The sequence below is a fragment of the uncultured Formosa sp. genome (genome assembly GCF_947500765.1).
Classification (GTDB): Bacteria; Bacteroidota; Bacteroidia; order Flavobacteriales; family Flavobacteriaceae; genus Formosa.
Map to the genome: position 1 here is coordinate 412882 of NZ_CANMTH010000001.1, position 26132 is coordinate 439013.

Annotated in this window: 17 protein-coding genes; 15 read left to right on the forward strand and 2 right to left on the reverse strand. The window is 32.8% G+C overall.

Annotated elements, in window-relative coordinates; all coding sequences use genetic code 11:
- Positions 1-94: 94 nt before the first annotated feature.
- Positions 95-2746, reverse strand: a complete 2652-nt coding sequence (locus Q1B05_RS01785) for a TonB-dependent receptor (RefSeq protein ID WP_299776924.1) — start codon at positions 2744-2746, stop codon at positions 95-97.
- Positions 2747-3042: 296 nt separating this feature from the next.
- On the opposite strand from Q1B05_RS01785, the gene ruvB reads away from it, so the two are divergent.
- The 4 genes from ruvB to Q1B05_RS01805 all read left to right on the forward strand — a co-directional run bounded on the left by ruvB (position 3043) and on the right by Q1B05_RS01805 (position 6771).
- On the forward strand, positions 3043-4065 hold the full coding sequence (gene ruvB / locus Q1B05_RS01790) for a Holliday junction branch migration DNA helicase RuvB (RefSeq protein WP_299776926.1): 1023 nt from the start codon (positions 3043-3045) through the stop codon (positions 4063-4065).
- Positions 4066-4096: 31 nt separating this feature from the next.
- Positions 4097-4834: a methyltransferase domain-containing protein gene (locus Q1B05_RS01795; protein WP_299776928.1), complete on the forward strand. Its 738-nt coding sequence runs from the start codon at positions 4097-4099 to the stop codon at positions 4832-4834.
- Positions 4835-4855: 21 nt separating this feature from the next.
- Positions 4856-5776, forward strand: a complete 921-nt coding sequence (queG, locus tag Q1B05_RS01800) for a tRNA epoxyqueuosine(34) reductase QueG (protein WP_299776930.1) — start codon at positions 4856-4858, stop codon at positions 5774-5776.
- A gap of 86 nt (positions 5777-5862) precedes the next feature.
- Positions 5863-6771 carry a hypothetical protein gene (locus tag Q1B05_RS01805; RefSeq protein WP_299776932.1) on the forward strand — a complete coding sequence of 303 codons (909 nt, stop codon included), beginning with the start codon at positions 5863-5865 and terminating at the stop codon, positions 6769-6771.
- A 105-nt stretch (positions 6772-6876) separates the two neighbouring features.
- Here Q1B05_RS01805 and Q1B05_RS01810 read toward each other — a convergent pair whose 3' ends face one another.
- Positions 6877-8748, reverse strand: a complete 1872-nt coding sequence (locus tag Q1B05_RS01810; protein WP_299776934.1) for a hypothetical protein — start codon at positions 8746-8748, stop codon at positions 6877-6879.
- A gap of 381 nt (positions 8749-9129) precedes the next feature.
- Here Q1B05_RS01810 and Q1B05_RS01815 point away from each other — a divergent pair, with 381 nt between their 5' ends.
- The 11 genes from Q1B05_RS01815 to Q1B05_RS01865 all read left to right on the forward strand — a co-directional run bounded on the left by Q1B05_RS01815 (position 9130) and on the right by Q1B05_RS01865 (position 26097).
- A complete protein-coding gene (locus Q1B05_RS01815; RefSeq protein ID WP_299776936.1) occupies positions 9130-11403 on the forward strand; it encodes an NADP-dependent malic enzyme in 2274 nt (757 codons plus the stop codon).
- Between the two features lie 75 nt (positions 11404-11478).
- A complete protein-coding gene (ruvA, locus tag Q1B05_RS01820) occupies positions 11479-12060 on the forward strand; it encodes a Holliday junction branch migration protein RuvA (RefSeq protein WP_299776938.1) in 582 nt (193 codons plus the stop codon).
- Positions 12061-12066: 6 nt separating this feature from the next.
- On the forward strand, positions 12067-19278 hold the full coding sequence (sprA, locus tag Q1B05_RS01825; protein ID WP_299776940.1) for a cell surface protein SprA: 7212 nt from the start codon (positions 12067-12069) through the stop codon (positions 19276-19278).
- 65 nt (positions 19279-19343) lie between these two features.
- Positions 19344-19724 carry a glycine cleavage system protein GcvH gene (gcvH, locus tag Q1B05_RS01830; RefSeq protein ID WP_299776942.1) on the forward strand — a complete coding sequence of 127 codons (381 nt, stop codon included), beginning with the start codon at positions 19344-19346 and terminating at the stop codon, positions 19722-19724.
- Positions 19717-20091 carry a VanZ family protein gene (locus tag Q1B05_RS01835; RefSeq protein WP_299777463.1) on the forward strand — a complete coding sequence of 125 codons (375 nt, stop codon included), beginning with the start codon at positions 19717-19719 and terminating at the stop codon, positions 20089-20091. Before gcvH ends, Q1B05_RS01835 begins: the two co-directional genes overlap by 8 nt.
- A gap of 63 nt (positions 20092-20154) precedes the next feature.
- Positions 20155-20874, forward strand: coding sequence for an energy transducer TonB (locus tag Q1B05_RS01840; RefSeq protein WP_299776944.1), 720 nt, complete (start codon positions 20155-20157; stop codon positions 20872-20874).
- A 141-nt stretch (positions 20875-21015) separates the two neighbouring features.
- Entirely contained in the window at positions 21016-23127 is a 2112-nt protein-coding gene (locus Q1B05_RS01845; protein ID WP_299776946.1) for a gliding motility protein RemB, read from the forward strand.
- A 63-nt stretch (positions 23128-23190) separates the two neighbouring features.
- A complete protein-coding gene (gene cyoE / locus Q1B05_RS01850) occupies positions 23191-24084 on the forward strand; it encodes a heme o synthase (protein WP_299776947.1) in 894 nt (297 codons plus the stop codon).
- Between the two features lies 1 nt (position 24085).
- On the forward strand, positions 24086-24667 hold the full coding sequence (locus Q1B05_RS01855; protein WP_299776948.1) for a cytochrome c oxidase subunit 3: 582 nt from the start codon (positions 24086-24088) through the stop codon (positions 24665-24667).
- A 44-nt stretch (positions 24668-24711) separates the two neighbouring features.
- Positions 24712-25692 carry a cytochrome c oxidase subunit 3 gene (locus Q1B05_RS01860; protein ID WP_299776950.1) on the forward strand — a complete coding sequence of 327 codons (981 nt, stop codon included), beginning with the start codon at positions 24712-24714 and terminating at the stop codon, positions 25690-25692.
- A gap of 24 nt (positions 25693-25716) precedes the next feature.
- A complete protein-coding gene (locus tag Q1B05_RS01865; RefSeq protein WP_299776952.1) occupies positions 25717-26097 on the forward strand; it encodes a cytochrome C oxidase subunit IV family protein in 381 nt (126 codons plus the stop codon).
- Positions 26098-26132: the final 35 nt, after the last annotated feature.

The window sequence follows — 26132 nt, forward strand, 5'->3', positions numbered from 1 at the left end:
TTTAATAGTATTGAATTAAAAAGTCTCAGAATTATATTTATTCTGAGACTTTTTAAGTTATAAACGCATTATATACATATTGCTAATTCATTTTTTACAATCTGTATCTCACACTAAGTTGAAAATTTCTTGTCTCCCCAGGTAATGCTCCTGCATACATTGCTTTTACATAATATCTGCTGTCAAAAATATTATCAATGTTTAATCTTACATTCCATTTTTTTCCAATTTCATAAGCCAATGCACCATCAAAAATCACATAGCTATCTACGTGAGCATCTACTAAACTATAACCGTTAATAGATCTTTCACTTTCATAACTTACTCCAAAATTAAAACTTAATGGGTTTTCTGCTTTACCTATTAAATATTTGTACTGACTCCAAAAACGAGCATATGTTTTAGGTACACCTTTGGTCTGTTCTTCCGTGACATTTTCTCCTTCTAAAGTTTTAGGATCTTGAAATGTTGCATTTGCATTTAGAGATAAGAAATTAGTTACTACATAATTTATATCTAATTCAATACCTTCTGTTCTGTTTTCTTGATCATAAAAATATCGATCTACACTTACATTGTAGTTATTAGAATTCGGATCGTCTTCATATTCATCATTAGCGTATTGTAGATTAGTTCTTGCAGTTTGAAAAAATACAAGTGAAGCCAATAAGTTGTTGTCTTTTGTTTTAAAACGCAATCCTAAATCTATAGACTTCGATTCAGAATCTGGACGATCATCTCCATCTAACGACTCCGTAACACTATAAACTGTTCTTCCAATAGAGTAATTACCATATATAGATAATTGATCCATTGCTCTGTAATTTAATCCTAGATTATAAGCAAAACCAGAATCATTAAAATCTACCAGTTGTCCATCATTATATAAGTCTTTATAATCTTGTTTAGTGCCTAAATATGCTCCTCCTACACGAGCAGTAAATTTATTATAATAAAGTACTTCTTGAAATCCAACGCCATAACCTTGCACTGTTTTTTCGTATTCAGATCTCAAAATAGGATCGTAATCCCAAATACTACCAGAACCCCAATTAGGATTTCTAATATCTAAGATGTAAGGAACAGGTGTTGTTGCTCTACTATCATCTGCATCCCAAGTAGAATATTGGCTGTAATCAATATGTCTTTTTTCATAATTTATACTTAATAAATGTTCTCCATGAAAAGCATTATTTGCACCCCAAGTTTTTTGAAAATCTCCAAAGTATTGAAACATTTTTTCTTGAGCTTTTACAATTCTGTATTCTTGGCGTCTTGCTGCATACGGGTAAATAACATCATCTATTATTAAAGGAGAACGCACTCCATCATGGATAATACCACTATTCTGATAATAAGAATAGTTTAAAGCTCCTGTTTGACGTACATAATCTGAATTATAGTTTCTATATAATACTTGGTTTGTTGCTGTAAATGTTTCTACAGGTCTCCATTCATGACGTAATTTTACTCTAAATTCTTTTCCTTCATTAGGAGTTGCCAATGGAGATACTAAAGTTGCATCACCAATATCAAAAGGTTCATACCCATCTGTGGTTTCTAATGAATTTGCTAAACCTTTTCTCTGATCCTCTGTTAATTGTACTCCATAATAATTACCGTCTTCATCTACAGCGGTATCATTAACTAAATTTTCCCAATCATAACCACCGTTTTTAGGATCGCCTAATAAACTTGTCGTTATCAATCTTACAGGATTACCTGTAGGATCTATTTGAATGGCGTCTTCTATGTAAGCACTAGATAGTATTAATTCATGTTTATTTGTCTTAAACTTTAAAGCTCCATAATTTTCAAATCTTTCAGAAGATACATTTCTATAACCATCTTCACTTTCGCTAGCACTTACCAAACGGTAACTTAATTTATCGGTTAATGGAGCTGTCAAATCTACCATAGCTTTATAATGTCCCCATTGGCCAAAACGAGTTTCAATGATGTATTGCTCATGGTCTAAAGGTTTCTTCTCAATTAAATTAATAATTCCTCCAGCTGCTCCCATTCCGTAAAGCCCAGTAGATGGTCCTTTTAAGACTTCAATTTTTTCAATATTAGTTTGAGAACGCACAGGATTAAAAGTGTTTCCTAAACTCCCACCACCATACATACCGTCGTAAGAATAACTAGATTCTAATCCTCTAATAAGTAAATTATCTCCAATATTGTAATTATTACCCGCTTGCGTAACACCACTTATGTTTCTAATACTTTCTTGTATAGTACTATTTGCTTGCTGGTCTAATAAATAGCTAGCAACTACAACAACAGGAGCAGGCGTATTCATAAGTGTTATAGCAGATTTTGTTGCAGATCGTGATACTGTTGGAATTTTTTCTTTATCAAAATGTGCTTCAATTAACACTTCATCTAAATTTTCTGATTCCTTCTTTAGTTTAAAATCGACATGATAGATGTCACTCGCATTAATAGTTACCGTTTTTTTAATCGTTTTATACCCAATATACGATGCAGATATGGTTACCTCTCCAAGAGGTGCATTAAGGTTAAATATCCCGTTATCGTTAGACGAAGTTCCTAAATTAGTCCCTAGTATTTGTAGAGATACATTTGATAGGGCAGAACCGTCTTGGTCTATGGTTGTTCCTGAAATCTTCCCTTTAGTATTTTGTGCACTTATATATTGAAAATTTAATGCAATGAGTAGTATGTAGCATACTGTTTTCTTGAAGTTTATTAAACCGCTTTCAATTTTTATATTATTCATTATATTTGGAAATAGTGTTTTTTTAATCAGATTAAATTGGCATTATTCCAGTATGATGTTTGGCGACGGCATACTGGTTTTTTTATGTTTATTTTTTACATTTAGAAGTGTCTTTAATTGTTCTTTAAAAAAATTAGCCGCAAATGTAATTCATTATTTTTATTTAATCTTAATAAGAGTAATAATAAATGTATATTTTACGTTTTATAGTATAAGCTACTGTTATAATAATTTCAGTTGCCATTTTTACTATATTTGTTGAAAGCAGAATTTGCTTTAGTTTAGAATAATTTTTTATGAATGAAAACTTGAATCCAGATAATGAACACTTCACTCCAGAAGAGGTAGATGTTGAAAAAGCGTTAAGACCCTTATCGTTTGATGATTTTGCGGGTCAAGATCAAGTTTTAGAGAATCTTAGCATTTTTGTAGAAGCGGCGAATCGTCGTGGAGATGCTTTAGATCACACCTTATTTCATGGTCCTCCAGGACTTGGAAAAACAACTTTGGCTCACATTTTAGCTAATGAATTGGGTGTTGGTATAAAAGTGACTTCTGGTCCTGTTTTAGATAAACCTGGAGATTTAGCAGGTTTACTTACAAACCTTGAAGAACGCGATGTGTTATTTATTGACGAAATTCATCGTTTAAGTCCGATTGTAGAAGAGTATTTGTATTCTGCAATGGAAGATTACAAAATTGATATTATGATTGAATCTGGACCAAACGCAAGAACGGTTCAAATTCATTTAAATCCATTTACACTTATTGGAGCAACAACACGTTCAGGATTATTAACAGCTCCTATGCGTGCTCGTTTTGGAATTAGTAGCCGTTTACAGTATTATTCTACAGAATTACTATCGACTATTGTGCAGCGAAGTTCAGAAATATTAGAAGTCCCTATGGATATGGATGCTGCGATAGAAATTGCAGGTCGAAGTCGTGGTACACCGCGTATAGCCAATGCATTATTGAGACGTATTCGTGATTTTGCTGAAATTAAAGGGAATGGATCTATAGATTTAGCGATTGCGCAATTCGGACTTAAAGCATTAAATGTAGATGCTCATGGTTTGGATGAAATGGACAATAAAATATTAACGACTATTATTGATAAATTTAAAGGAGGTCCCGTTGGTATTACAACTTTAGCAACAGCTGTGAGTGAAAGTGCAGAAACCATTGAAGAAGTGTATGAGCCGTTTTTAATCCAGCAAGGATTTATTATGCGTACACCGCGTGGTCGTGAAGTTACAGAAGCAGCGTATTTGCATTTAGGAAGAACAAAAGGCGCTGTTCAGGGCGGACTATTTTAAGCTATTATTTACTTATTATTATTATTTGGTAATGTATAATCAACTCAAAAGAGTCGCAAAATCAATAATTCCAAAGGAGTGGTTACGAAAACATGAAGATACAGTACGTGCCATGGTTTCTGTATTTTATAAAGGAAACAATTTCCAATGTCCTATTTGTCAATTTAAAATGTCCCATTTCGTTAGATTAAAGAATGGTAATACATTATGTCCACATTGTGGAAGTTTATCAAGAACACGACGGTTATGGACCATGTTAGAAGATTATGTCGATGGCAAATCAGTTTTACATTTCTCTCCATCTAAAAGTATAAGTTATAAGTTTTCGGAGTTAAAGACTGTGATTTATGAAACTTCAGATTTTATGGGAGAGTTTCAGGCACAGAAACGGTATAATATTGAAGCAATAAATGTACCCAATGATACTTATGATGTTGTAATTTGCTATCATATTTTAGAGCATATTAATAAAGACGCTCAAGCCATGGCAGAATTGTATCGTATTTTAAGACCCAATGGCATCTGTTATATACAAACGCCTTTTAAGTCTGGAGATATTTATGAAGATGATTCAATTACTACTTCTGAAGAACGCTTAAAACATTTTGGACAAGAAGACCATGTAAGAATTTATTCTGTTCAAGGACTAATGGGGCGATTAGTTAAATCAGGGTTCAAGGTTAAGGCTAAAACCTTTTCAGAAGATGAAAATAATTTTCACGGATTTAGTACGTCAGAAACTGTAATTATAGCAGAAAAAGGTTTATAAACGTAACCGTTTTTAAAATAAATGACTTCAAAATTTAAATACACCAGCCTTATTAAAACCGAAGCCAAACGCCTCGGTTTTTTATCTTGTGGCATTAGCAAAGCCGAGTTTTTAGAAGCAGAAGCACCTCGGTTGGAACGGTATTTAGAGCAAGATTTTCATGGCCAAATGCAATACATGGAAAATCATTTTGATAAGCGATTAGATCCAACAAAATTAGTTGAAGGTTCTAAATCTGTTGTGTCATTGTTACTGAATTATTATCCGCAAGACTTTCAGAAGGAAGATACATTTAAACTTTCTAAATACGCTTACGGAGTAGATTATCATTTTGTAATAAAAGAGAAATTAAAAGAATTTCTTCACACTATTCAAACAGAAATAGGAGAAGTTCATGGTCGTGCTTTTGTAGATTCAGCACCAGTATTAGATAAAGCTTGGGCTGCAAAATCAGGTCTAGGTTGGATTGGTAAGCATAGTAATTTATTATCGCAGCAAGTGGGATCGTTCTATTTTATTGCTGAACTTATTATTGATTTAGAATTAGATTACGACGGCATAACTACCGACCACTGTGGTACATGTACAAAATGTATTGATGCTTGCCCTACACAAGCCATTACAGAACCTTATGTTGTTAATGGCAGTAAATGTATTTCGTATTTCACCATAGAATTAAAAGATCAACTTCCGGAATCTGAAAAAGGCAAATTTGAAGATTGGATGTTTGGCTGCGATATCTGCCAAGATGTGTGTCCCTGGAATCGGTTTTCAAAACCACATAACGAGCCACTTTTTAATCCGCATCCCGATTTATTAACCATGACTAAACACGATTGGGAAGATATATCTGCAGATGTTTTTCAGGATTTATTTAGAAAATCGGCAGTAAAACGGACTAAGTTTACGGGCTTAAAACGAAACATTGATTTTTTAAAATAGACTTAGTCTAAAGATTCTGATATAAGATTATTTTTTTTGAAAGTTTAGAACTATAACTCGACTAAACTTTATTAAACAACAATATCATGAAGACATCATACTACATTTTAGGTTTATGCCTAGCGCTAAGTTTTGTGGCTTGTAAAGAGACTCCTAAAAAAGAATCAACACTTACGGAAGAAACTCAAACAGTTCAATCAGACTATAATATTCCAGATTCATGGATACAAAAAAGAGTAGAATCTGCAAATAAAAGATTAAATTCTACAGAAGCGGGGCAGGTATTATGGCGTGCTATGGAAGCACACGGTGGATTAGAAAAGTGGTATGCTAACGGATATTTTTCTATGCATTTTGATTACCAACCCTTAAACGGAAAAGGGATTAGAGATTCGTATCAGACTATAGATACGTGGAGTAATAAGGCGAGACATCATAGTATTACAGATACAACAAATGTTTATGGCTGGGATGGAAAAGATGCTTGGGTTGTTGCAAAAGATAGTACATCTTTTACTTACGATACTCAGTTTTGGGCTTTAACTCCACTATATTTCTCAGGACAACCCTTTGTGTTTGATGGAGAAGGGGTAAACTTAGAGTTGTTACCAGAACAAGACTTTAAAGGTGCATTACAAAAGGTTGTTAAAGTAACCTATGAAGCAGGTGTAGGATCTGCTCCAGATGATTATTATATTATGTATATTAATGCAAAAACAAATTTGGTAGATGCTTTTAAATATATTGTTTCTTATCCAGAGTATTTTCCGAATGGTGGTCATGCTCCAGAAAAAATAACAGTAACAGAAGGACGAACAACTGTAGAAGGTATTGTTTTAGCTACTGGTTTTAAAACGTATTGGTCGTCTCCTGAAGCAAAAGATGGACTAGGAGAATATATTACTAAAATTAATGTGAGCGATATTAGTTTTGCTCCAACAGTAGAAGACAACTTCTTTTCTGCACCTGAAGGCGCAGAAGTGTTAAACAACTAGTTTTAGATAAACAAAGAGTGAAAAAAGCCTGAGCATTTACATTGTAAATGCTCAGGCTTTTTAGTATGTTCTAATAGTTACTATTTTTATAGGATTAAAAAAAGGTTATGGATATAATAATGTGCTAGGTTTTCCAATATTAATAGATTGAAAACCAAAATCATCCGTTTCAAAAGAATTGGTTTTAAAAATATTTTTTCCTTGCCCGGGAATTTCGGGATAAAAAGAAAGGGATAATTGAAAAGAACTAAATACCAAATAATCGTTTCTTATTATAAAACCTACACCAAAAGAAGAATAAATTTTACTCTTTGTAAGCGAAGTATAACTATCTCCAATTGTACCTGCCGTAAAATTTACATAAGGATTTAGTCTAAAACCTAATAGATTCCAAGGGGAGTAAAATTGCGTTTGCGTGGCTACAAGTAATTTTTTGGTACCGTAAATATCTGCTTCAAAACCGGGAATACTAGCATTGTAATTATTCCGTAAATAATAATTCCTGTCGTATCCTAGAGGTTCAGATTTTTCATTTAGAGATACCCGATCTGCAATTGTATTTAATCTATCAATTCCTAAATTAATTTGCGGTTTTATAAACTGTCTCATTTTCCATTTAGAGCCAAGAGAAATTAAATGGGTAAAGTATGAGGCTCCAATATTAATAGTTGATTGTTCTGATTTAGAGTGATTAAAAAATGTTTCAGAGCCTATATAGCCACTTAAGTAACCCCATTTAAAATATTCTGCAACAGTAATATTAGAGCCTATATAATAACGGTTTTCTTTGTTTTTTCTTTGATATCCGGTTGTTAGTGATGCAACTAAACCAATAGGTATATCTTCAATAATTCCATCTCTAAAAATATAATTATCTTTAATAAACTGTCTGGATGCTATCGCTAAACTTCCTAAGTAAAAATTTTCATTCGAAAAAAAGTTGATAGAATCATATTCTACGGTTGGAGATTCTTTGTAGTCAACATTAATATATCGTAAAGATGTTATCAGGTTTGTTGTTCGTTCTTCTACCGTTTTACCTTTAAAAATCCTGAAGGCATGTCCTGCCCAAAAATCATTGGTTCTGTATTTAAAATTTTCATAACTAAAATTGTTTTGAGCATTTGGTAGTGAATCTTTACTAAATTGTTCGTCTAAATATAGTCCGCCTGCCCATTTGGTTAATGGAGAGTAAAATGTTCTTTCAATATTTATATCTTTTTCATAAAAGCCTTCAAAATCTATGTTATAATTGATGTCTGTTTTAATATAGGTGTTTTTTATATTAGGTATAATGTAGTTAAATTGATAACCTGTATTCTTGTCGTCGTACCTTTTTTTTACAGAGTTGTTAAATTCATGTCCAAATCCTAAAAAGTTACGTTCTTGAAGAGTAATATCTGTTTTAGATGTAGATATTGAACCTTTAACAATTAAGCTCCAAGAATCTAATACTCTAATTTTAACATCAACAGAGTCTGAGGTTTGGTTCGCTTTTTCTACATCAATCTTTACGCTTCTAATAAAGCTCTGAGCACGTATAAGTCTTTCAGATTCATTCAGTAGCAAGGTGTCTAAGGGTGTATGTTCTTTAAAAAGCAATAAATTTTTAATTGCAAAATTCTTAGATTTAATATGAATCTTATTTCCAAATTTATCTATCCATTTTTCTGGTTGTTCTGTAGTGTCTTTTACAGAATAACCAAAAGGATCTAACGTTTCAATAGAGATGCTTCTTATGGGGTTTCCTTGTTGTATTTGATGACTTCTTTTCGATTTCACATCAGTTTTTTTAGACTTCTTTTTATTTGTAGATCTAAAAATAAGCTTGTGTATGGTTTTAGTGAATTTAGAACCTTTAGAATAGGTTTGAATTTTCTTATAAATTTGAGTGCTATCATTTTTAATACCCTGTGCTTGAGCTGAAAAACTCAACATAGACACAGTCGCTATTAAATATAAATATTTGAAACTCATTGATTATAAGAGGTTTTAATACTGAAGGCTTTTAAGATCGTAGTTAACTTAAATATGTGGTAAATTTAGTTGATTTTTCGAGTTCTATTAACCTAAATACGATTGGTTTTTAACTCATTAAAATTACTGTTAGATGTATTGTTTAAATACAAAAATATCTTTTATAGGTTTTAGTGAGTACGCATTTAAAAGACATCTTAATTTTTAAAGTGCGCCTAGCAATATTTAGGTATTTTACATTTTTTGTTAAATAAAAAGGACTATTCTTAAACATTGTCTTACTTATTATTAATTTAATAAAACATTATCATTTTCGTGTGAAATAGATTAGAGTATCACGTTCAGGATTGTTACATTTGTAAGTCTATAACACTAGTAACTATGAGTAAACAAAGCAAGAGAAGAGAAGCACTAATTTACCATGCAAAACCAACGCCTGGTAAAATAAAAGTAGTTCCGACTAAAAAATATGCTACACAAAGAGACTTAGCATTGGCCTATTCGCCAGGAGTTGCAGAGCCTTGCTTAGAAATAGCAAAAGACAAAGATAATGTATACAAATACACCACAAAAGGTAATTTAGTAGCGGTAATATCTAATGGAACAGCTGTTTTAGGACTTGGTAATATTGGTCCAGAAGCCTCTAAACCAGTTATGGAAGGTAAAGGATTATTATTTAAAATCTTTGCAGATATAGATGTATTCGATATTGAGGTTGGTACCGAAAATGTTGAGGAATTTATTCAAACCGTAAAAATGATTGCTCCAACTTTTGGAGGAATTAATTTAGAAGATATAAAAGCACCAGAAGCTTTTGAAATTGAACGTCGATTAAAAGCAGAATTAGATATTCCTGTCATGCACGACGATCAGCATGGGACAGCAATAATTTCTGCAGCTGCTTTAATTAATGCATTAGAAATTACAAAGAAGAAAATAGAAGATGCTAAGATTGTAATTAGCGGTGCAGGAGCAGCAGCTATTTCTTGTACACGTTTATACCAAGCCTTTGGAGCACGTCGTGAAAATATAGTTATGTGCGATAGTAAAGGTGTAATTCGTCAAGATCGTGATAATTTAACATCTGAAAAAGCAGAATTTGCAACAGATCGTGATATTGAAACTTTAACAGATGCTCTTAAGGATGCAGATGTTCTTATTGGTTTATCTAAAGCAGATGTGGTTACTCCAGCAATGTTGTTGGTTATGGCTCCTAATCCTATTGTGTTCGCTATGGCAAATCCAGATCCAGAGATAGAATACCAATTGGCAATAGATACTCGAGACGATATTATAATGGCAACAGGACGTAGCGACCATCCTAACCAAGTTAATAATGTGCTTGGTTTTCCTTTTATTTTTAGAGGTGCTTTAGATGTACGTGCAACTAAAATTAATGAAGAAATGAAAATGGCGGCCGTAGTTGCTATAGCTGAATTAGCTAAAGAACCGGTGCCAGAACAAGTCAATATAGCTTATGGCGAAACACGTTTAACTTTCGGAAAAGAATATATAATTCCTAAACCATTCGATCCAAGGTTAATTGTGAAAATTCCACCAGCAGTCGCAAAAGCAGCTATGGAAAGTGGGGTAGCAAAAGAACCTATTTTAAACTGGGATCATTATCAAACAGAATTAGAAGGCCGTTTAGGAACAGATAATAAATTAATTAAATTATTATTCAATCGTGCCAAAATGCATCCGAAACGTGTTGTTTTTGCTGAAGCAGATAAGATTGAAGTTTTAAAAGCAGCTCAAATTGTATTAGAAGAAGGCATTGCAACACCTATTTTACTAGGACGTCGTGATACGATTATAGCGTTAATGCAAGAGATTGAATTTGATGCCGATCTTGAAATTATCGATCCAAAATCTGATGAAGAGCATGATCGTAAATCTCGTTATGCAAAAGTATATTGGGAACAACGTAAACGTCGTGGTGTAACGTATTATTCTGCAGAAAGCTTAATGCGTGAACGTAATTATTTTGCTGCCATGATGGTTAGTGAAGGCGATGCCGATGCGTTAATTTCTGGATTTTCTAGAGCATATCCAAGAGTATTGAAACCTATGTTAGAAGTTATTGGTATGGCTAAAGGCGCAACACGTGTTGCAACAACCAATTTAATGATGACACAACGTGGTCCGATGTTTTTAAGTGATACGGCAATAAATGTAGATCCATCTGCAAAAGACTTAGCTACAATTACAACAATGACCGCTCAAGCTGTAAAAATGTTTGGATTAGATCCTGTAATTGCCATGACATCGTATTCAAACTTTGGGTCATCTAATAATCCAGGGGCTTCAAAAATACGAGAAGCAGTTTCGTTTTTACATAAACAATATCCAAACTTAATTGTAGACGGAGAAGTACAAACAGATTTTGCTTTAAATAATGAATTGCTTCAAGAAAAATTTCCGTTTTCTAAATTAGCAGGGAAAAAGGTAAATACCTTAATTTTTCCAAATTTAGATGCAGCAAACATTACTTATAAATTATTGAAGACTCTAAATAACGCAGAGTCTATTGGGCCAATCATGTTGGGTATGCGCAAGCCAGTCCATATTTTACAATTAGGATCTAGTGTAGATGAAATTGTAAATATGACAGCAATTGCTGTTGTAGACGCACAACAAAAGCGAAAACGATAAGCTATAATGATTGTCACACAGTGATTTAATATGTGAAAAAAAATGTTACATTTGAAGTTATAAGAAAACTAACAAATGATTTCACATATTCATGGGAAATTGGTAGAAAAAAATCCAACCGATGTCGTTATAGACTGTCATGGTGTTGGGTATTTTTTAAACATTTCTCTACATACATATTCTCAAATTCCTGATCAGGAAAACATAAAATTATATACACAACTTTTAGTAAAAGAAGATTCCCATACCTTGTATGGGTTTTCTTCTATTGCAGAACGCGATATGTTTAAGTTACTAATTTCTGTAAGCGGAATTGGTGCAGGAACGGCACGTACCATGTTGTCGTCTTTAACACCTAAGCAGGTACGTGAAGGTATAGCAAAAGAAGATGTTGCTTTAATTCAATCTATTAAAGGGATTGGTATTAAAACTGCCCAACGTGTTATAATAGATTTAAAAGATAAAGTTTTAAAGATTTACGATATTGACGAAGTTTCTTTATCTACAAACAATACCAACAAAGATGAAGCGTTATCTGCTTTAGAAGTTCTTGGTTTTGTTAAGAAACAAGCCGAACGTGCTGTCGATAAAATTTTAAAGGCAGAACCAGATGCTTCAGTCGAAACCATCATAAAACAAGCTTTAAAAAATTTATAATAGATTTTGAATACAACTCACTTTAACGCTATTAATTTCACAATAAAAACATGTCTAGTTTGTTTTGTTCTGCTTTTAATAAGTACCAGTACTATTGCTCAAGTTGCACCAACAACAGAACAAGATAGTGTTAAGACTGGTCATGCTTTAGGTCGTATAAAAATAGCAAATCCTGCAAGTATAGTTTCTAAATATACTTATGATGCGTTTACGGATCGTTATATTTATACCGAATCTGTTGGCGAGTTTAATATAAATTATCCTATTATTTTAACACCACGGGAGTATCAAGAATTGGTGCAAGCCGCAAATTTAAAATCGTATTATAAGCAGAAAATAGATGCTTTTGATGGAAAAAAAGAAGGTACAGAGGATGCTAAGAAAAATTTACTTCCAGAATTTTATGTGAATTCAAGTTTTTTCGAATCTATTTTTGGAGGAAGCACAATTGAGGTAATCCCTCAAGGTTCGGTAGAAATGGATTTAGGAGTCTTGTTTTCTAAACAAGATAATCCATCATTCTCCCCTCAAAATCGGAGTAATTTTAGTTTCGATTTCGACCAACGTATTAGTTTAAGTTTACTTGGTAAAGTAGGTACGCGCTTACAAGTTACTGCAAATTACGATACAGAATCTACATTCGATTTTCAAAATTTAATAAAATTAGAATACACCCCTACCGAAGATGATATTATTCAAAAGATAGAAGTTGGTAATATTAGTATGCCTTTAAACAGTTCGTTAATTACAGGAGCACAAAGTTTATTTGGGGTAAAAACACAATTAAAATTTGGTAAGACAACAGTCACTGGTGTCTTTTCTCAACAGAAATCGGAAACCAATACGGTAGTTTCTCAGGGAGGTGGAACATCGGAGGAGTTCGAGCTGTATGCCAGAGATTACGACGAAAACCGTCACTTTTTTTTAGCACAATATTTTAGAGAAAAATACGATGCTGCTTTATCTAACTATCCTTTTATTAATTCTAATATTCAAATTACTAATATTGAAGTTTGGAAAACAAACCGAAGTAATGAGACAGATAATGTTAGAAATATAGTAGCGTTTCAAGATTTAGGAGAATCTAACCCAGAATTTATAAATTCTGCAGTTAATGTTTATAAGAGTTCTGGAGCGTATCCAGATAACGAAAACAACGGATTTGACCCTACAGCTATTGGCGGTGCTAATTCTCAATTAACGTCATTAGTAAGAGATGTTTCAACCGTGCAATCTGGTATATTGGTTTCCGGAACGAGTGAAGGTTACGATTATTCTAAACTTGAAAATGCCGATAAATTAGTTAAAAACACAGATTATACAGTCAACACTCAGTTGGGGTATATTTCATTAAGTCAGAGTTTAAGTAGTGACGATATCTTGGCCGTTGCTTTTCAATTTACTGTAGGAGGAAAAGTATATCAAGTTGGAGAATTTGCTAGCGATGGTGTTGATGCAACAGGAATAGACGATAGTGGAGACCAAACTGTAGTTACAAATAATAGTTTAGTTGTAAAATTACTTAAGAGTTCTACAACAAGTGTAACTCAGCCCGTTTGGAAACTGATGATGAAAAACATTTATGATACTGGTGGTTATCAAATAAGTGAAGACGATTTTAAATTAAATATATATTATAAAGATGCTTCGGCACTAAACTTTATAACTCCAGTAAATGATGATTTTGGTACGACTTTTAATGGAGAATCTATTGAGGAAGTGGCTTTATTACGATTGTTTAATTTTGATAAATTAGATTCTAACGGCGATTCACAATCTAGAGGAGATGGTTTTTTTGATTTTGAGGAGGGCATTACTGTAATGTCTTCTGAAGGAAAAATTATATTTACTAAAGTCGAGCCTTTTGGAGAATATTTATTCGATGTGTTAGATGTGTCTGCAGGTTCTGAAGATTATGATACGCCAAGTACATATAACGAGAATCAGAAAAAATATGTATATAATGAGTTGTACTCTGTAACCAAAACAAATGCTTTAGATTATTCCGAAAAGAATAAGTTTCAGTTAGTAGGCTCTTACAGCTCTTCAGGAAGCGATGGTATTTCATTAGGGGCTTATAATGTTGCTAGAGGTTCGGTGACGGTAACAGCAGGAGGGCGTCAATTAATAGAAGGTATAGATTATACCGTCGATTATCAAATGGGAACGGTTGAGATTCTGGATGAAGCCTTAAAAGCATCAGATACTCCAATACAAGTGTCTACAGAAAGTAATTCGGTGTATGGTCAGCAAACCAAAACGTTTATGGGTGTAAACGTTCAGCATCAATTCAATGATAAATTTGTTTTAGGTGCAACAATCTTAAATTTAAATGAACAACCTATTACTCAAAAAGCAAATTACAGTTCAGAATCTATAAATAACACCATTTTTGGTATTAATGGAAATTACTCAACAGAATTACCGTTTTTAACACGTTTGGTTAATAAATTACCAAATATAGATACAGATGTGCCATCTAATTTATCTGTACAAGGAGAATTCGCTTATTTAATACCGGGGACTTCATCAGGTACAGACTTTGACGGAGAAGAAACCATTTATGTAGATGATTTTGAGGGCTCGGAAAGTAATATTTCGTTATTATCACAAGACTCATGGTCTTTATCTAGTAGACCTTTAAATTTAGAGGTGCCAGGTAACTCAAATGAGGATTCAAATGGTATTCAAAATGGTTATCAACGTGCCATGTTAAACTGGTATACAATCGATGCTCTTTTTTATACTAGTGAGCGTCCTTCAGACATGACAGATGATGATATGTCTAGCTTATACACTAGCCGTGTTTATATTGATGAGTTATTTCCAGAACAAGATTTAGCATCGGGTCAGTCTACAGTCATAAATACATTAGATTTAGCCTATTATCCAGATGAACGTGGTCCTTATAATTTTGATCCTAATGCAAAAGGGGGTACAATTTCAAACCCTCAATATAGTTGGGCAGGGATTACAAGAGCTTTAACTACAACAGATTTTGAGCAATCTAATGTAGAATATATAGAGTTCTGGTTACAAGATCCTTTTCAAGAAAACGAATCTAACCCAGGAGGTAAATTAGTTTTTAACTTAGGAAATATTTCTGAAGATGTTTTAAAAGATGGTAAAAAACAATATGAAAACGGATTACCAGATGATGGAGATATATCTGTTTTACCAACCACAGCATGGGGAACTGTTGTGCCACAAAATCAATCGTTAATTTATGCGTTCGATACAGAGGGCACTGAGCGTACAAATCAAGATGTGGGTTACGATGGATATAATGATGCTGAAGAAGGTGTTGTTTTCGGAATTGATTTTGGAGAAGATCCAGCTAAAGATAATTACGTATATTATTTAAATACTACTGGAAATATTTTTGACCGTTATAAATATTATAATGGATTAGATGGAAACTCGCCAGATGTGTTTACCGATACCAATAGAGGGTCTACAACATTACCAGATGTAGAAGATATTAATCGTGATAATACTATGAATACCATAGATAGTTATTACGAGTATGAATTAGATTTATCCCCGCAAAATTTACCAGACAATAGTAGTGATGTTGGAAATATTCCAGATACCAATCCATTAAGTGATTACATTAAAGATATTAAAGTAGAATCTAGGTCGTTGCCAAACGGACAAAGTGAAAGTGTAAGATGGTATCAATTTAGAATTCCTGTAGAAAGTTCAGAAGCAACAGCAGTAGGTGGAATTTCAGATTTAAGATCTGTACGATTTGCACGTATATATCTTAAAGATTTTACAGAAGCTACTGTCTTTCGTTTTGGATCTTTAGATTTAGTAAGAAGCGATTGGATTCGTTATTCTTTAGCTTTAGATGAAAATGATGTTACGCCAGAAGATTCAGATACAGAGTTTACCGTAGGCGTTATTAGTACATTAGAAAACGATGGTATTTATGAGTCTCCTCCAGGTGTAGAATCTGAAGAATTATATAGTAACAATACGGTGATTGAACAAGACGAACAATCTTTAGTATTAGACGTATGTGGTTTAGAAACCGAAGATTCTAGAGGTGTATATAAAAGCATCACTTTAGATATGCGCCAATACAATAACATACAAATGTTTGTACATGCAGAAGATGCCGGTACTTACGGTTTAAGCGATTATCCAGTCGCATTTATTAGAATGGGTAGCGATTTAACAGAGAATTATTACCAGATAGAGATTCCTTTAGAAGTAAGTGAAGGGATAACTAGTGAAGATCTTTGGCCAGAAAATAATGAAATAAACATAGCGTTAGATTTGCTTCAGGAAGCAAAATCACTAGGTCTTGCAAATGGTACACTTTCAAGCGTAGATCCTACATTTTACGATGTTATTGACGGCGAGTTAAGTTTGGTAGACGATCAGTATTCTGGTTACGTACTAGGGCAGCACCGTATAGGTATAAAAGGGAATCCAAGTTCTGGAGATGTTAGAACTTTAATGTTAGGTATAAAAAATGGATCAACAAACAAACAATGTGGTACGTTTTGGTTTAATGAATTGCGCTTATCAGACCTAGATAGCGAAGGTGGTTGGGCTGCAGTTGCCACTATAGATGCTAACATTGCAGATTTTGCAAGTGTAAGTGCCACTGGTAGTCAAAGTACATCTGGTTTTGGTACCATAGAGCAAAGTTCTAGTGAACGTAGTATAGAAGATGTTGTGCAGTACGATTTAGTAACAAATGTAAACATTGGGCAATTATTACCTAAAAAGTGGGGAGTGCAAATTCCATTTACCTATGGCGTTAGCGAAGAAACATCTACACCAAAATACGATGAGTATTATCAAGATATAGAATTAGATGATATTTTGGCAACTACTACTAATAAAGATTCTGTTTTAAATGTAAATCAAGATTATACTAAACGAAAGAGCATCAATTTTATAGGTGTCCGAAAAATTAGAACAACAGAAGCCAAACCACGTTTTTATGATGTAGAAAATTTTACTTTAAATTATTCATATAATAAAGTCGATCATCATGATTTCGATATCGAGAGTTCTGTTGAAGAAACAATTAATTTAGGGGCTAATTATGCATATAATTTCACCCCAAAAACAATTGAACCTTTCAAGAATAACGACTCCATTTTTACAGGGAAATATTGGAAAATATTAAAAGATTTTAACTTTAATTATTTGCCAACAACCTTTACCGTTAGTTCCAATTTTTTAAGAGACTATAACAAACAATCGTATCGGGAAATAGAACTTGTAGAAGGTAATATTGGAGTAGAAGATTTGTACAGACGTAATTATACTTACGATTTTCAATATGCTTTTAGTTTTAATCTTACCCGAGCTTTACAGCTTAATTACACCACATCTAGAAGTAATATTGTAAAAAATTACTATACAGATGATACTGAAGAACTTCAAGACGCAAGTTTAGATGTCTGGGATGGTTTGTTTGATATGGGAGAGCCAAACACGCTCTATCAACAACTTGGTATTAATTACGAATTGCCACTGTATAAACTTCCGTTTTTAAGTTTTTTACAAGCCAGTTATTCTTATACAGGAGATTTTCAGTGGGAAAAAGGATCAGATTTATATGGTGATTTAGAAATAGATGGAGAAACTTACGATTTAGGAAACACCATACAAAATGCGAATGTTCATAATTTAAATACATCTATGGACATGACTAAGCTTTATAAGTTTGCAGGATTAGTTAAAAAACCAACAGCACGAGTTACTTCTGCACGACCAAGTCCTAGACGTATGCCACAAGACAATACATCATCAAAAATAGATACTAAAACACCTTCAAGTAAAGAGAAAAGTGTGGCATTATTAAATGCAGGTATTGACTTGGTGACTATGGTAAAACGTGTTCAGTTAAATTATCAAGAAAATAATGGTACATATATTCCAGGATATTTAGAAACCCCAGGTTTTTTCGGAACCGTACAACCTACTTTTGGCTATACTATAGGTAGTCAAAGTGATGTTAGACAATTAGCTGCTAGTAATGGTTGGTTAACACTATATGACGAATATAACGAGCAATATCTAGAAACCCATAACAGACAATTAGATGTGTCTGCTAATTTAGAGCCTATAAAAGATTTAAAAATTGATTTATCGTTTAATCGTCTGTATTCCGAAAGTTTAACCGAAAACTACATTATTAATCAAGAAGATAATAATTATCAATATCAATCATTAACACCGTATACATATGGTAATTTTAATGTTTCGACTATTATGATTAAGAGTTTCGGAAAAAGTGATGAAAATGGATCTAAAGCTTTCGATGATTTTAAGGCTAACAGATTAACAATATCTAGACGATTAGCACAACGTGCAGGTGTAGATATGACTAATCCAGATAATTTTGAAGATGGAGATGTAGATGGATACGCTTTAGGTTTTGGAAAAACGAGCCAGGCGGTACTATTACCATCATTTTTATCAGCATACATGGGCGAGGATGCCGGAGGTGTTAGTTTAAATGCTTTTAGGAGTATGCCTTTACCAAACTGGGATATAAAATATACAGGATTCATGAAAATGAATTGGTTTAAAAAGAATTTTAAAAGATTTTCTATGAGCCACGGTTATCGTGCAACCTATACCATCAATCAATTTACATCTAATTTAGATTATAACACTGTGGATTATTCGGTAGATTATTTAGAACAAGATGACGATGTGTTTAATGAGTCTGGAGACTACAAAACAGAAAACCTATACAGTAACATCAATCTAACAGAAATGTTTAGTCCGTTAATCCGTATCGATTTCGAAATGAATAATTCAATAAAAGTATTGGCCGAAATTCAAAAAGACAGGTTAATGTCGTTAAGTTTCGATAATAATTTAATGACAGAGATCGTTGGTAACGAATATGTTTTAGGTTTAGGGTACAGAATTAAAGATGTCCGTATGAAATCGAAGCTAGCAGGTCCAAATCAAACCATAGTTAGTGATGTTAACATGAAGGCAGATGTTTCTTTCAGGGAAAACAAAACCATTATAAGATATTTAGACCTAGATAATACCCAAGTTACCTCAGGACAAACCATTTGGGCATTAAAGTATACCGCAGATTATACTTTTAGTAAAAACTTGTCTGCTATATTCTATTTTGATTATAGCTTCTCAGAATATGCAATATCCACATCGTATCCGCAAACCACATTAAGTTCTGGTTTAACGCTGCGTTATAATTTTGGGAATTAAGACATTTAAATTTGATATTAAAACTTGAATAAATACATTTGTTAAATCTAATTAAAAATTTAAATATGAATATTCCATCAGAATTAAAGTACACTAAAGACCACGAGTGGGTTAAAATAGAAGGTGATGTAGCTACAGTTGGTATTACTGATTTTGCACAAAGCGAATTGGGAGATATCGTTTATGTAGAAGTTGAAACTGTAGATGAAACTTTGAATATTGAAGAGGTTTTTGGAACCGTAGAAGCTGTAAAAACAGTTTCAGACTTGTTTTTACCTTTATCTGGTGAAATAATTGAATTTAACGAGCGTTTAGAAGACGAGCCAGAATTAGTAAATTCTGATCCGTATAGAGACGGTTGGATGATTAAATTAAAGTTTAGTAATCCTGAAGAAGTAGATACATTATTGTCTGACGAAGATTATAAAGCCTTAATTGGTGCTTAAAAAACGTATCCTAATTCCAGCGGCTTTTCTTTATACTTTTGCTTTAGCAATAGTAAGTTTAGTTAATTTAAATAATATAACAGAAGGAAGTCCTGAAAATAGTGATAAGGTATTTCATTTTTTGGCATACTCTTTGCTTGCACTAATATGGTATATCGTATTTAATTACGGTTATAAGTGGTCACAAACAAAAGCACTTTTTAGTTCTGGTTTATTATCAATAAGTTTTGGTGTTTTAATAGAATACTTGCAAGGGAATTTTACAGAAACAAGACAATTTGATGTTTTAGACATCTTAGCGAACAGTGCTGGTGTAGTTGTAATGCTCTTAATCGTAGTGATTAAGAATAAATTTGAACATAAATAAATATAAACGTTTGCTTTTTTGCCAAATAAATGGTTATTTTAGCAATCCTGAAAACAATATATTATGGAACCTAAGAAAAACCCTAAAGCGAATGTTGCCCGTAACAGTGCTTTATACTTTGCTATTGGTTTAGCAATAATGTTAGCCTTAACCAATTTTGCTATCAATTACAAAACTTACGATAAAGAAGCTATCGATATCGGTATGATTAATATGGATGAAGAATTGGAAGAAGAAATCCCAATTACAGAACAATTAAACACACCACCACCACCACCACCACCACCTGCTGCACCAGAAGTTATTGAAGTTGTAGAAGATGAGGTAGAGGTAGAGGAAACTGTAATCGAGTCTACAGAAACGAGTCAGGAAGAAGAAATTGCTGAAGTTGAAGATATCGAAATTGAAGAGGTTGAAGAAGATGTTGAGGTTCCGTTCTCAATTATTGAAAATGTACCAGTTTTTCCTGGTTGTGAAAAAGGAAACAACGCCGCTAAGAAAAAATGTATGTCAGAAAAAATATCAAAATTTGTTGGTAAGAATTTCGACACAGATTTAGCTGGGGAATTAGGTTTAACGGGAAGACAACGTATTAACGTAATTTTCAAAATTGGTAAAGATGGAAACATCACAGGTGTACGTGCTAGAGCACCACACCCTAAATTAGAACAAGAGGCTGCACGTGTAATTAATAAATTACCAAAAATGAAGCCAGGTATGCAACGTGGTAAAGCCGTAATTGTGCCTTACTCACTTCCAATTGTATTCCAAGTACAGGATTAAAGTAAATATTGTTATTATATAAAAATCCCGATACATTTTGTGTCGGGATTTTTTTTGTTCTTTTTTAACATGAATTTTTAATTTTAGAGTACTTAAAAAAATACTACCTTTCGCCCTTTAATTATCAGCTGTTATTATTATATGAAATCATTAATTGTATTGCTACTGCTTGTATTCCCTATGTTGCAGTATGCACAAACTTCACAATTAGAGCAAACTTTTAACGAGAAGCCGCCCGTTTTTAAAACGTGTAATGCGTCTGCTTTCAAAGATCTTCAATCTTGTTTTGATGAAACCGTTTATAAATTTGTTTATAGTACGTTTAGGATGCCTGAAGATGTTCTTAAAGATAATTATAAAGGAGATCTAGTTGTGCTTTTTGAAGTAGATAAAGCAGGTGTTTTTAAAGTTTTGTATACAGATGCTGTTTATCAATCGCTTCAAACAGAAGCCAGACGCGTGTTTAATTTATTACCTCAAGTTCAAGCTGCATTATATAATGGTAATCCTGTTTTTAAACAATATTCAGTAACATTATCAATTCCGTTAACGCCTTATCAGGACCAATTAGAATCAACTATAGCTGTTTCATCAATTAATCCTATCGAAAATCGTGTTAAGAATGAATTAGATAGTATTAGTAAATCGGTTAAGTTTAACACTAAAAAACAATTCAAAAGCACCTTAAATATTCCATTTAGTCATAGTTATTATGGCAAGTTTGATCGTAGTATGAATCAAGTTGGAGCAAATAGTCATACAGGTTCTAAGCCTTTACTGTATGCAGATGTTGAGCATTATTATGATTTTGAAGCAGAAGAAAAGAATAATAATAAAGACGTTTCAACGTGGTTAGGACGAAAAGTGTGGAATGAGCATTTGGTAGAAGTTGAAGGTGAAAATTATTGGTTTATTGCAGATCCGATTTTCGATATGCAAGTAGGAAAAGATTCTGAAGCCGATTTTAATTATACTTATAATAATACTAGAGGCGTTTCTTTTCAGGGAGGCTTAGGGAAACACTTTAGTTTTTCTACATCATTTTACGAAAGTCAAGGTCGTTTTGCACAATATTATAATACGTATGCAGAAAGCTTACAGGCCTGGGGACCTGATCCAGCAATAATACCAGGACGAGGTATAGCGAAAGCATATAAAGAAGATGCTTACGATTATCCTGTTGCAGAAGCGTATATGTCTTATTCGCCAACAAAATTTTTAAATGTTCAGTTTGGACATGGTAAAAATTTTATTGGCGATGGTTACCGTTCATTATTACTTAGCGACGTGGCTACTCCATCTCCTTTTTTAAAATTAAACGTTTCATTTTGGAAGTTAAAATATACCAGTACCTGGTTATGGTTAAAAGATGTTAGATCTGATGTTGTTGAGGATAAAACCTATTTAACTAAATATATGTCTAATCATTATTTAAGTTTAAATGTAACTAAACGTTTAAATATTGGGTTGTTTGAATCTGTGGTTTGGAGAAATACAAACGATAGAGGATTTGATGTAAATTATTTAAATCCGATAATATTTTTAAGAGCTGTAGAGTTTGAAACAGGTCAGGGCGCTGGAAATGCACTTTTAGGATTGACTTCAAAATATAAATTGAGCGATGATATGAATCTATACGGTCAGTTTATTTTAGATGAATTTTCTTTAGATGATGTAACCGGTGGAGATAAAAGTTGGAAAAATAAATATGGTTTTCAGTTGGGGTACAAGTATTATAATGCTTTTAATGTTGATAATTTGTTGTTACAAGCCGAATATAATCAAGTACGTCCTTATACGTATTCACATAATACCATCACCTTAAACTACGGGAATTACAATCAATCTATGGCACATTTATGGGGTGCTAATTTTAAAGAATTAATTTTAATAGGACGTTATAATTATAAACGTTGGTCTGCAGATGCAAAATTAATACTAGGAATTCGAGGTTTGGATTATGATACTGAAGCCGATAGTTATAGTTATGGAGGAGATATTTATAAAGATTATAACGATAGACCATTTGATGCTAATGTTAAAATTGGTCAGGGTATAAAAACAAAATCTGTAAACGCTAACCTACAAGTTGGTTATTTAATTAACCCATCTACGAATTTAAAATTATTCACTAATATTAATTATCGTAATTTTAGCCCAGAGATAGAAACAACTTCTGTAACTAAAAGTAATACAGTTTGGTTTAATGTAGGTTTACGTAGTGATCTATTTAATTGGTATTTTGATTTGTAGAATTAACTTTTCAAAGTATATTTGCGCACTTTAAATTAATTAAAGCGATAAGTAATCGACACCTTGAGTAGTACACAAACGTCTGTAAAGACCCATTCCTTAATTTCAGATTTTAAAGAAATCACAAAAATGCGCTTGTCAATAAGTGTAGTGTTTTCTTCATTAACTGGGTATTTGCTTGGGATTGATACTGTAGATTTTAAAACCTTGGTTTTACTTGCCGTTGGTGGTTATCTTATGGTTGGGGCCTCGAATTCATTTAATCAAATTATCGAGAAGGATTTAGATGCTTTAATGGATCGTACAAAAGATAGGCCTGTTCCTGCTGGTAGAATGTCTGTAAATACAGCGTTTATAATCGCTTCTATATTTACTTTACTTGGAATTATTGTATTATACACAATAAACCCTAAGACAGCAATGTTTGGAGCCGTTTCAATATTTATTTACGCTTGTGTCTATACGCCGTTAAAAACAAAGACACCTTTGTCCGTTTTTGTTGGAGCCATTCCTGGAGCCATTCCTTTTATGTTAGGTTGGGTTGCTGCAACAAATAGCTTTGGGATAGAGCCAGGTGTACTCTTTATGTGGCAGTTTTTTTGGCAATTCCCTCATTTTTGGGCGATAGGTTGGTTTTTATTCGATGATTATAAAAAAGGAGGTTTTTTTATGTTGCCTACAGGAAAACAAGATAAAGGAACAGCTGTGCAAATTATAATGTATACAGTATGGACTATTCTTGTTTCTATTATACCAGCATTTGGAGTTACTGGTAAATTATTTTTAACACCATTAGCGGCTGTATTAGTATTCCTTTTTGGATTAGTAATGTTATATTACGCTATTCTTTTATTTAAGAAGATGACAGCCTTAGCAGCAAAACAATTAATGTTAGCCAGTGTATCTTACATTACGCTAATTCAAATTATATATGTACTAGATAAATTTTTAAGATAATATGGATTTAACGCAAGGTACTTTAGAAGAAAAAATATACAGAGCAAAAAAGTTAATGCTTTGGTTTGGAATTATTTCCTTAATCATGACTTTTGCAGGATGGACTAGTGCATTTATTGTAAGTAGTAATAGGCCAGATTGGTTAACCGATTTTCAGCTCCCTAATGCGTTTTTAGTAAGTACTATTTTAATATTAATAAGTAGTGCGACCTTCTATTTTGCAAAACAAGCATTACAAAAAGGAAACAGACAAGCCACAACCATACTTTTATTAGTAACTTTAGGTTTGGGAATTGCATTTATTTTTAATCAATTTTCAGGCTTTAAATCGATTATAGACTCAGGGTATTATTTTACTGGTCCCAGTAGTAATATTACTATGTCTTACGTGTATGTTATTGCTATAATGCATATTTTACACGTAATCGTTGGGTTAATTTGCTTAATCGTTGTAATTTATAATCATTTTAAACAAAAGTACAGTCCAGCGAAAATGCTTGGTTTTGAACTTGCCGAGACATTCTGGCATTTCATAGATTTTCTATGGCTTTACCTCTTTTTGTTTTTATATTTCTTTAAATAAATAATTTGTATATTTTTGACTAATCATAAAACTGAACAATTAATATGAATACTACAGTTGTAAATACTGGAACCGAAGGAAAAACTTGGGGTGGTGGTAAAGATCCACTTCACGCAAGCTACGGTAAAATGATGATGTGGTTTTTCATCGTATCCGATGCCTTAACTTTCTCGGCTTTTTTAGTAGCCTACGGATTTTCAAGATTTAAATTTATCGATTCATGGCCTATAGCAGATGAAGTGTTTACACACGTTCCATTTATGCATGGTCAGGATTTACCAATGATCTATGTTGCTATCATGACATTTATTTTAATTATGTCATCTGTTACCATGGTACTTGCCGTAGATGCAGGTCATCATTTAAACAAGCAAAAAGTAACTATTTACATGTTTTTAACCATTATTGGTGGGATGATCTTTGTCGGATCTCAAGCCTGGGAATGGAAAACATTTATTACTGGAGAATATGGAGCGGTGCAAACACGCTCAGGAAATTTACTTCAATTTGTAGATGCAGAAGGACATCGTGTTGCTATTAGTGATTTCGCTATTGCAGATCATACAGATCGTGCTCAACATGAGAGAAAAAATGGACTTTGGTTTACAAGTGAAGGTTCTCTTCCTCCTTTTTCTGTTAATGAGGTTGTAAAAGGTTTTGAAGCTAATGAAAACATATTAATAAGAACAGAGGTATTGAATGAAAAAGGACAAAAAACTCTTTTGTCTAGAGCAGAATCTATCAAGCAATTAAAATCTAACGGTCAATTAGTTGTTCAAGGAGCTAATCTTGAAGTCAACGAATACGGTAAACCTATATTTGCAGATTTCTTTTTCTTTATTACAGGATTCCACGGTTTTCACGTATTATCTGGTATAATTTTAAATATTATTATTTTCTTTAATGTTATTGTAGGTACTTACGAAAGAAGAAAAAGTTATGAAATGGTCGAAAAAGTAGGACTATATTGGCACTTTGTAGATTTAGTTTGGGTATTTGTATTTACATTCTTCTACCTTGTTTAATTTTAAGATATAATTTTTAGAAAAATGGCACACGCACAAAAATTAGAGATATTTAGAGGAGCACTTAAATTTAAGTCTAACACAGACAAAATTTGGGGCGTATTAATATTGTTATCCGTTATTACTGCTATTGAAGTTGTATTAGGGATTTACAAACCAAGTATTTTAATGGGCCACATCGCTGGAATGAAAGTTTTAAACTGGATTTTCATTATTTTAACTATAGTTAAGGCGTATTATATTACATGGGACTTTATGCACATGAGAGATGAAAAAGCAGGATTAAGAAATGCTGTTGTATGGACAGCCGTGTTCTTAATTAGTTATTTAGCTTTTATATTATTAACAGAAGGAGGTTACATAGAAAGTGTATACTCATCTGGTTACATAACACACGATTTTTAATGCACTATAAGTGTTAAATCAAAGTATTAAGGCGG

Coding starts and splice junctions, on each gene's coding strand:
- Q1B05_RS01785 (WP_299776924.1), bottom strand. CDS start 2,746: ATGAATAATATAAAAATTGAAAGCGGTTTAATAAACTTCAAGAAAACA.
- ruvB (WP_299776926.1), top strand. CDS start 3,043: ATGAATGAAAACTTGAATCCAGATAATGAACACTTCACTCCAGAAGAG.
- Q1B05_RS01795 (WP_299776928.1), top strand. CDS start 4,097: ATGTATAATCAACTCAAAAGAGTCGCAAAATCAATAATTCCAAAGGAG.
- queG (WP_299776930.1), top strand. CDS start 4,856: ATGACTTCAAAATTTAAATACACCAGCCTTATTAAAACCGAAGCCAAA.
- Q1B05_RS01805 (WP_299776932.1), top strand. CDS start 5,863: ATGAAGACATCATACTACATTTTAGGTTTATGCCTAGCGCTAAGTTTT.
- Q1B05_RS01810 (WP_299776934.1), bottom strand. CDS start 8,748: ATGAGTTTCAAATATTTATATTTAATAGCGACTGTGTCTATGTTGAGT.
- Q1B05_RS01815 (WP_299776936.1), top strand. CDS start 9,130: ATGAGTAAACAAAGCAAGAGAAGAGAAGCACTAATTTACCATGCAAAA.
- ruvA (WP_299776938.1), top strand. CDS start 11,479: ATGATTTCACATATTCATGGGAAATTGGTAGAAAAAAATCCAACCGAT.
- gcvH (WP_299776942.1), top strand. CDS start 19,344: ATGAATATTCCATCAGAATTAAAGTACACTAAAGACCACGAGTGGGTT.
- Q1B05_RS01840 (WP_299776944.1), top strand. CDS start 20,155: ATGGAACCTAAGAAAAACCCTAAAGCGAATGTTGCCCGTAACAGTGCT.
- Q1B05_RS01845 (WP_299776946.1), top strand. CDS start 21,016: ATGAAATCATTAATTGTATTGCTACTGCTTGTATTCCCTATGTTGCAG.
- Q1B05_RS01855 (WP_299776948.1), top strand. CDS start 24,086: ATGGATTTAACGCAAGGTACTTTAGAAGAAAAAATATACAGAGCAAAA.
- Q1B05_RS01860 (WP_299776950.1), top strand. CDS start 24,712: ATGAATACTACAGTTGTAAATACTGGAACCGAAGGAAAAACTTGGGGT.
- Q1B05_RS01865 (WP_299776952.1), top strand. CDS start 25,717: ATGGCACACGCACAAAAATTAGAGATATTTAGAGGAGCACTTAAATTT.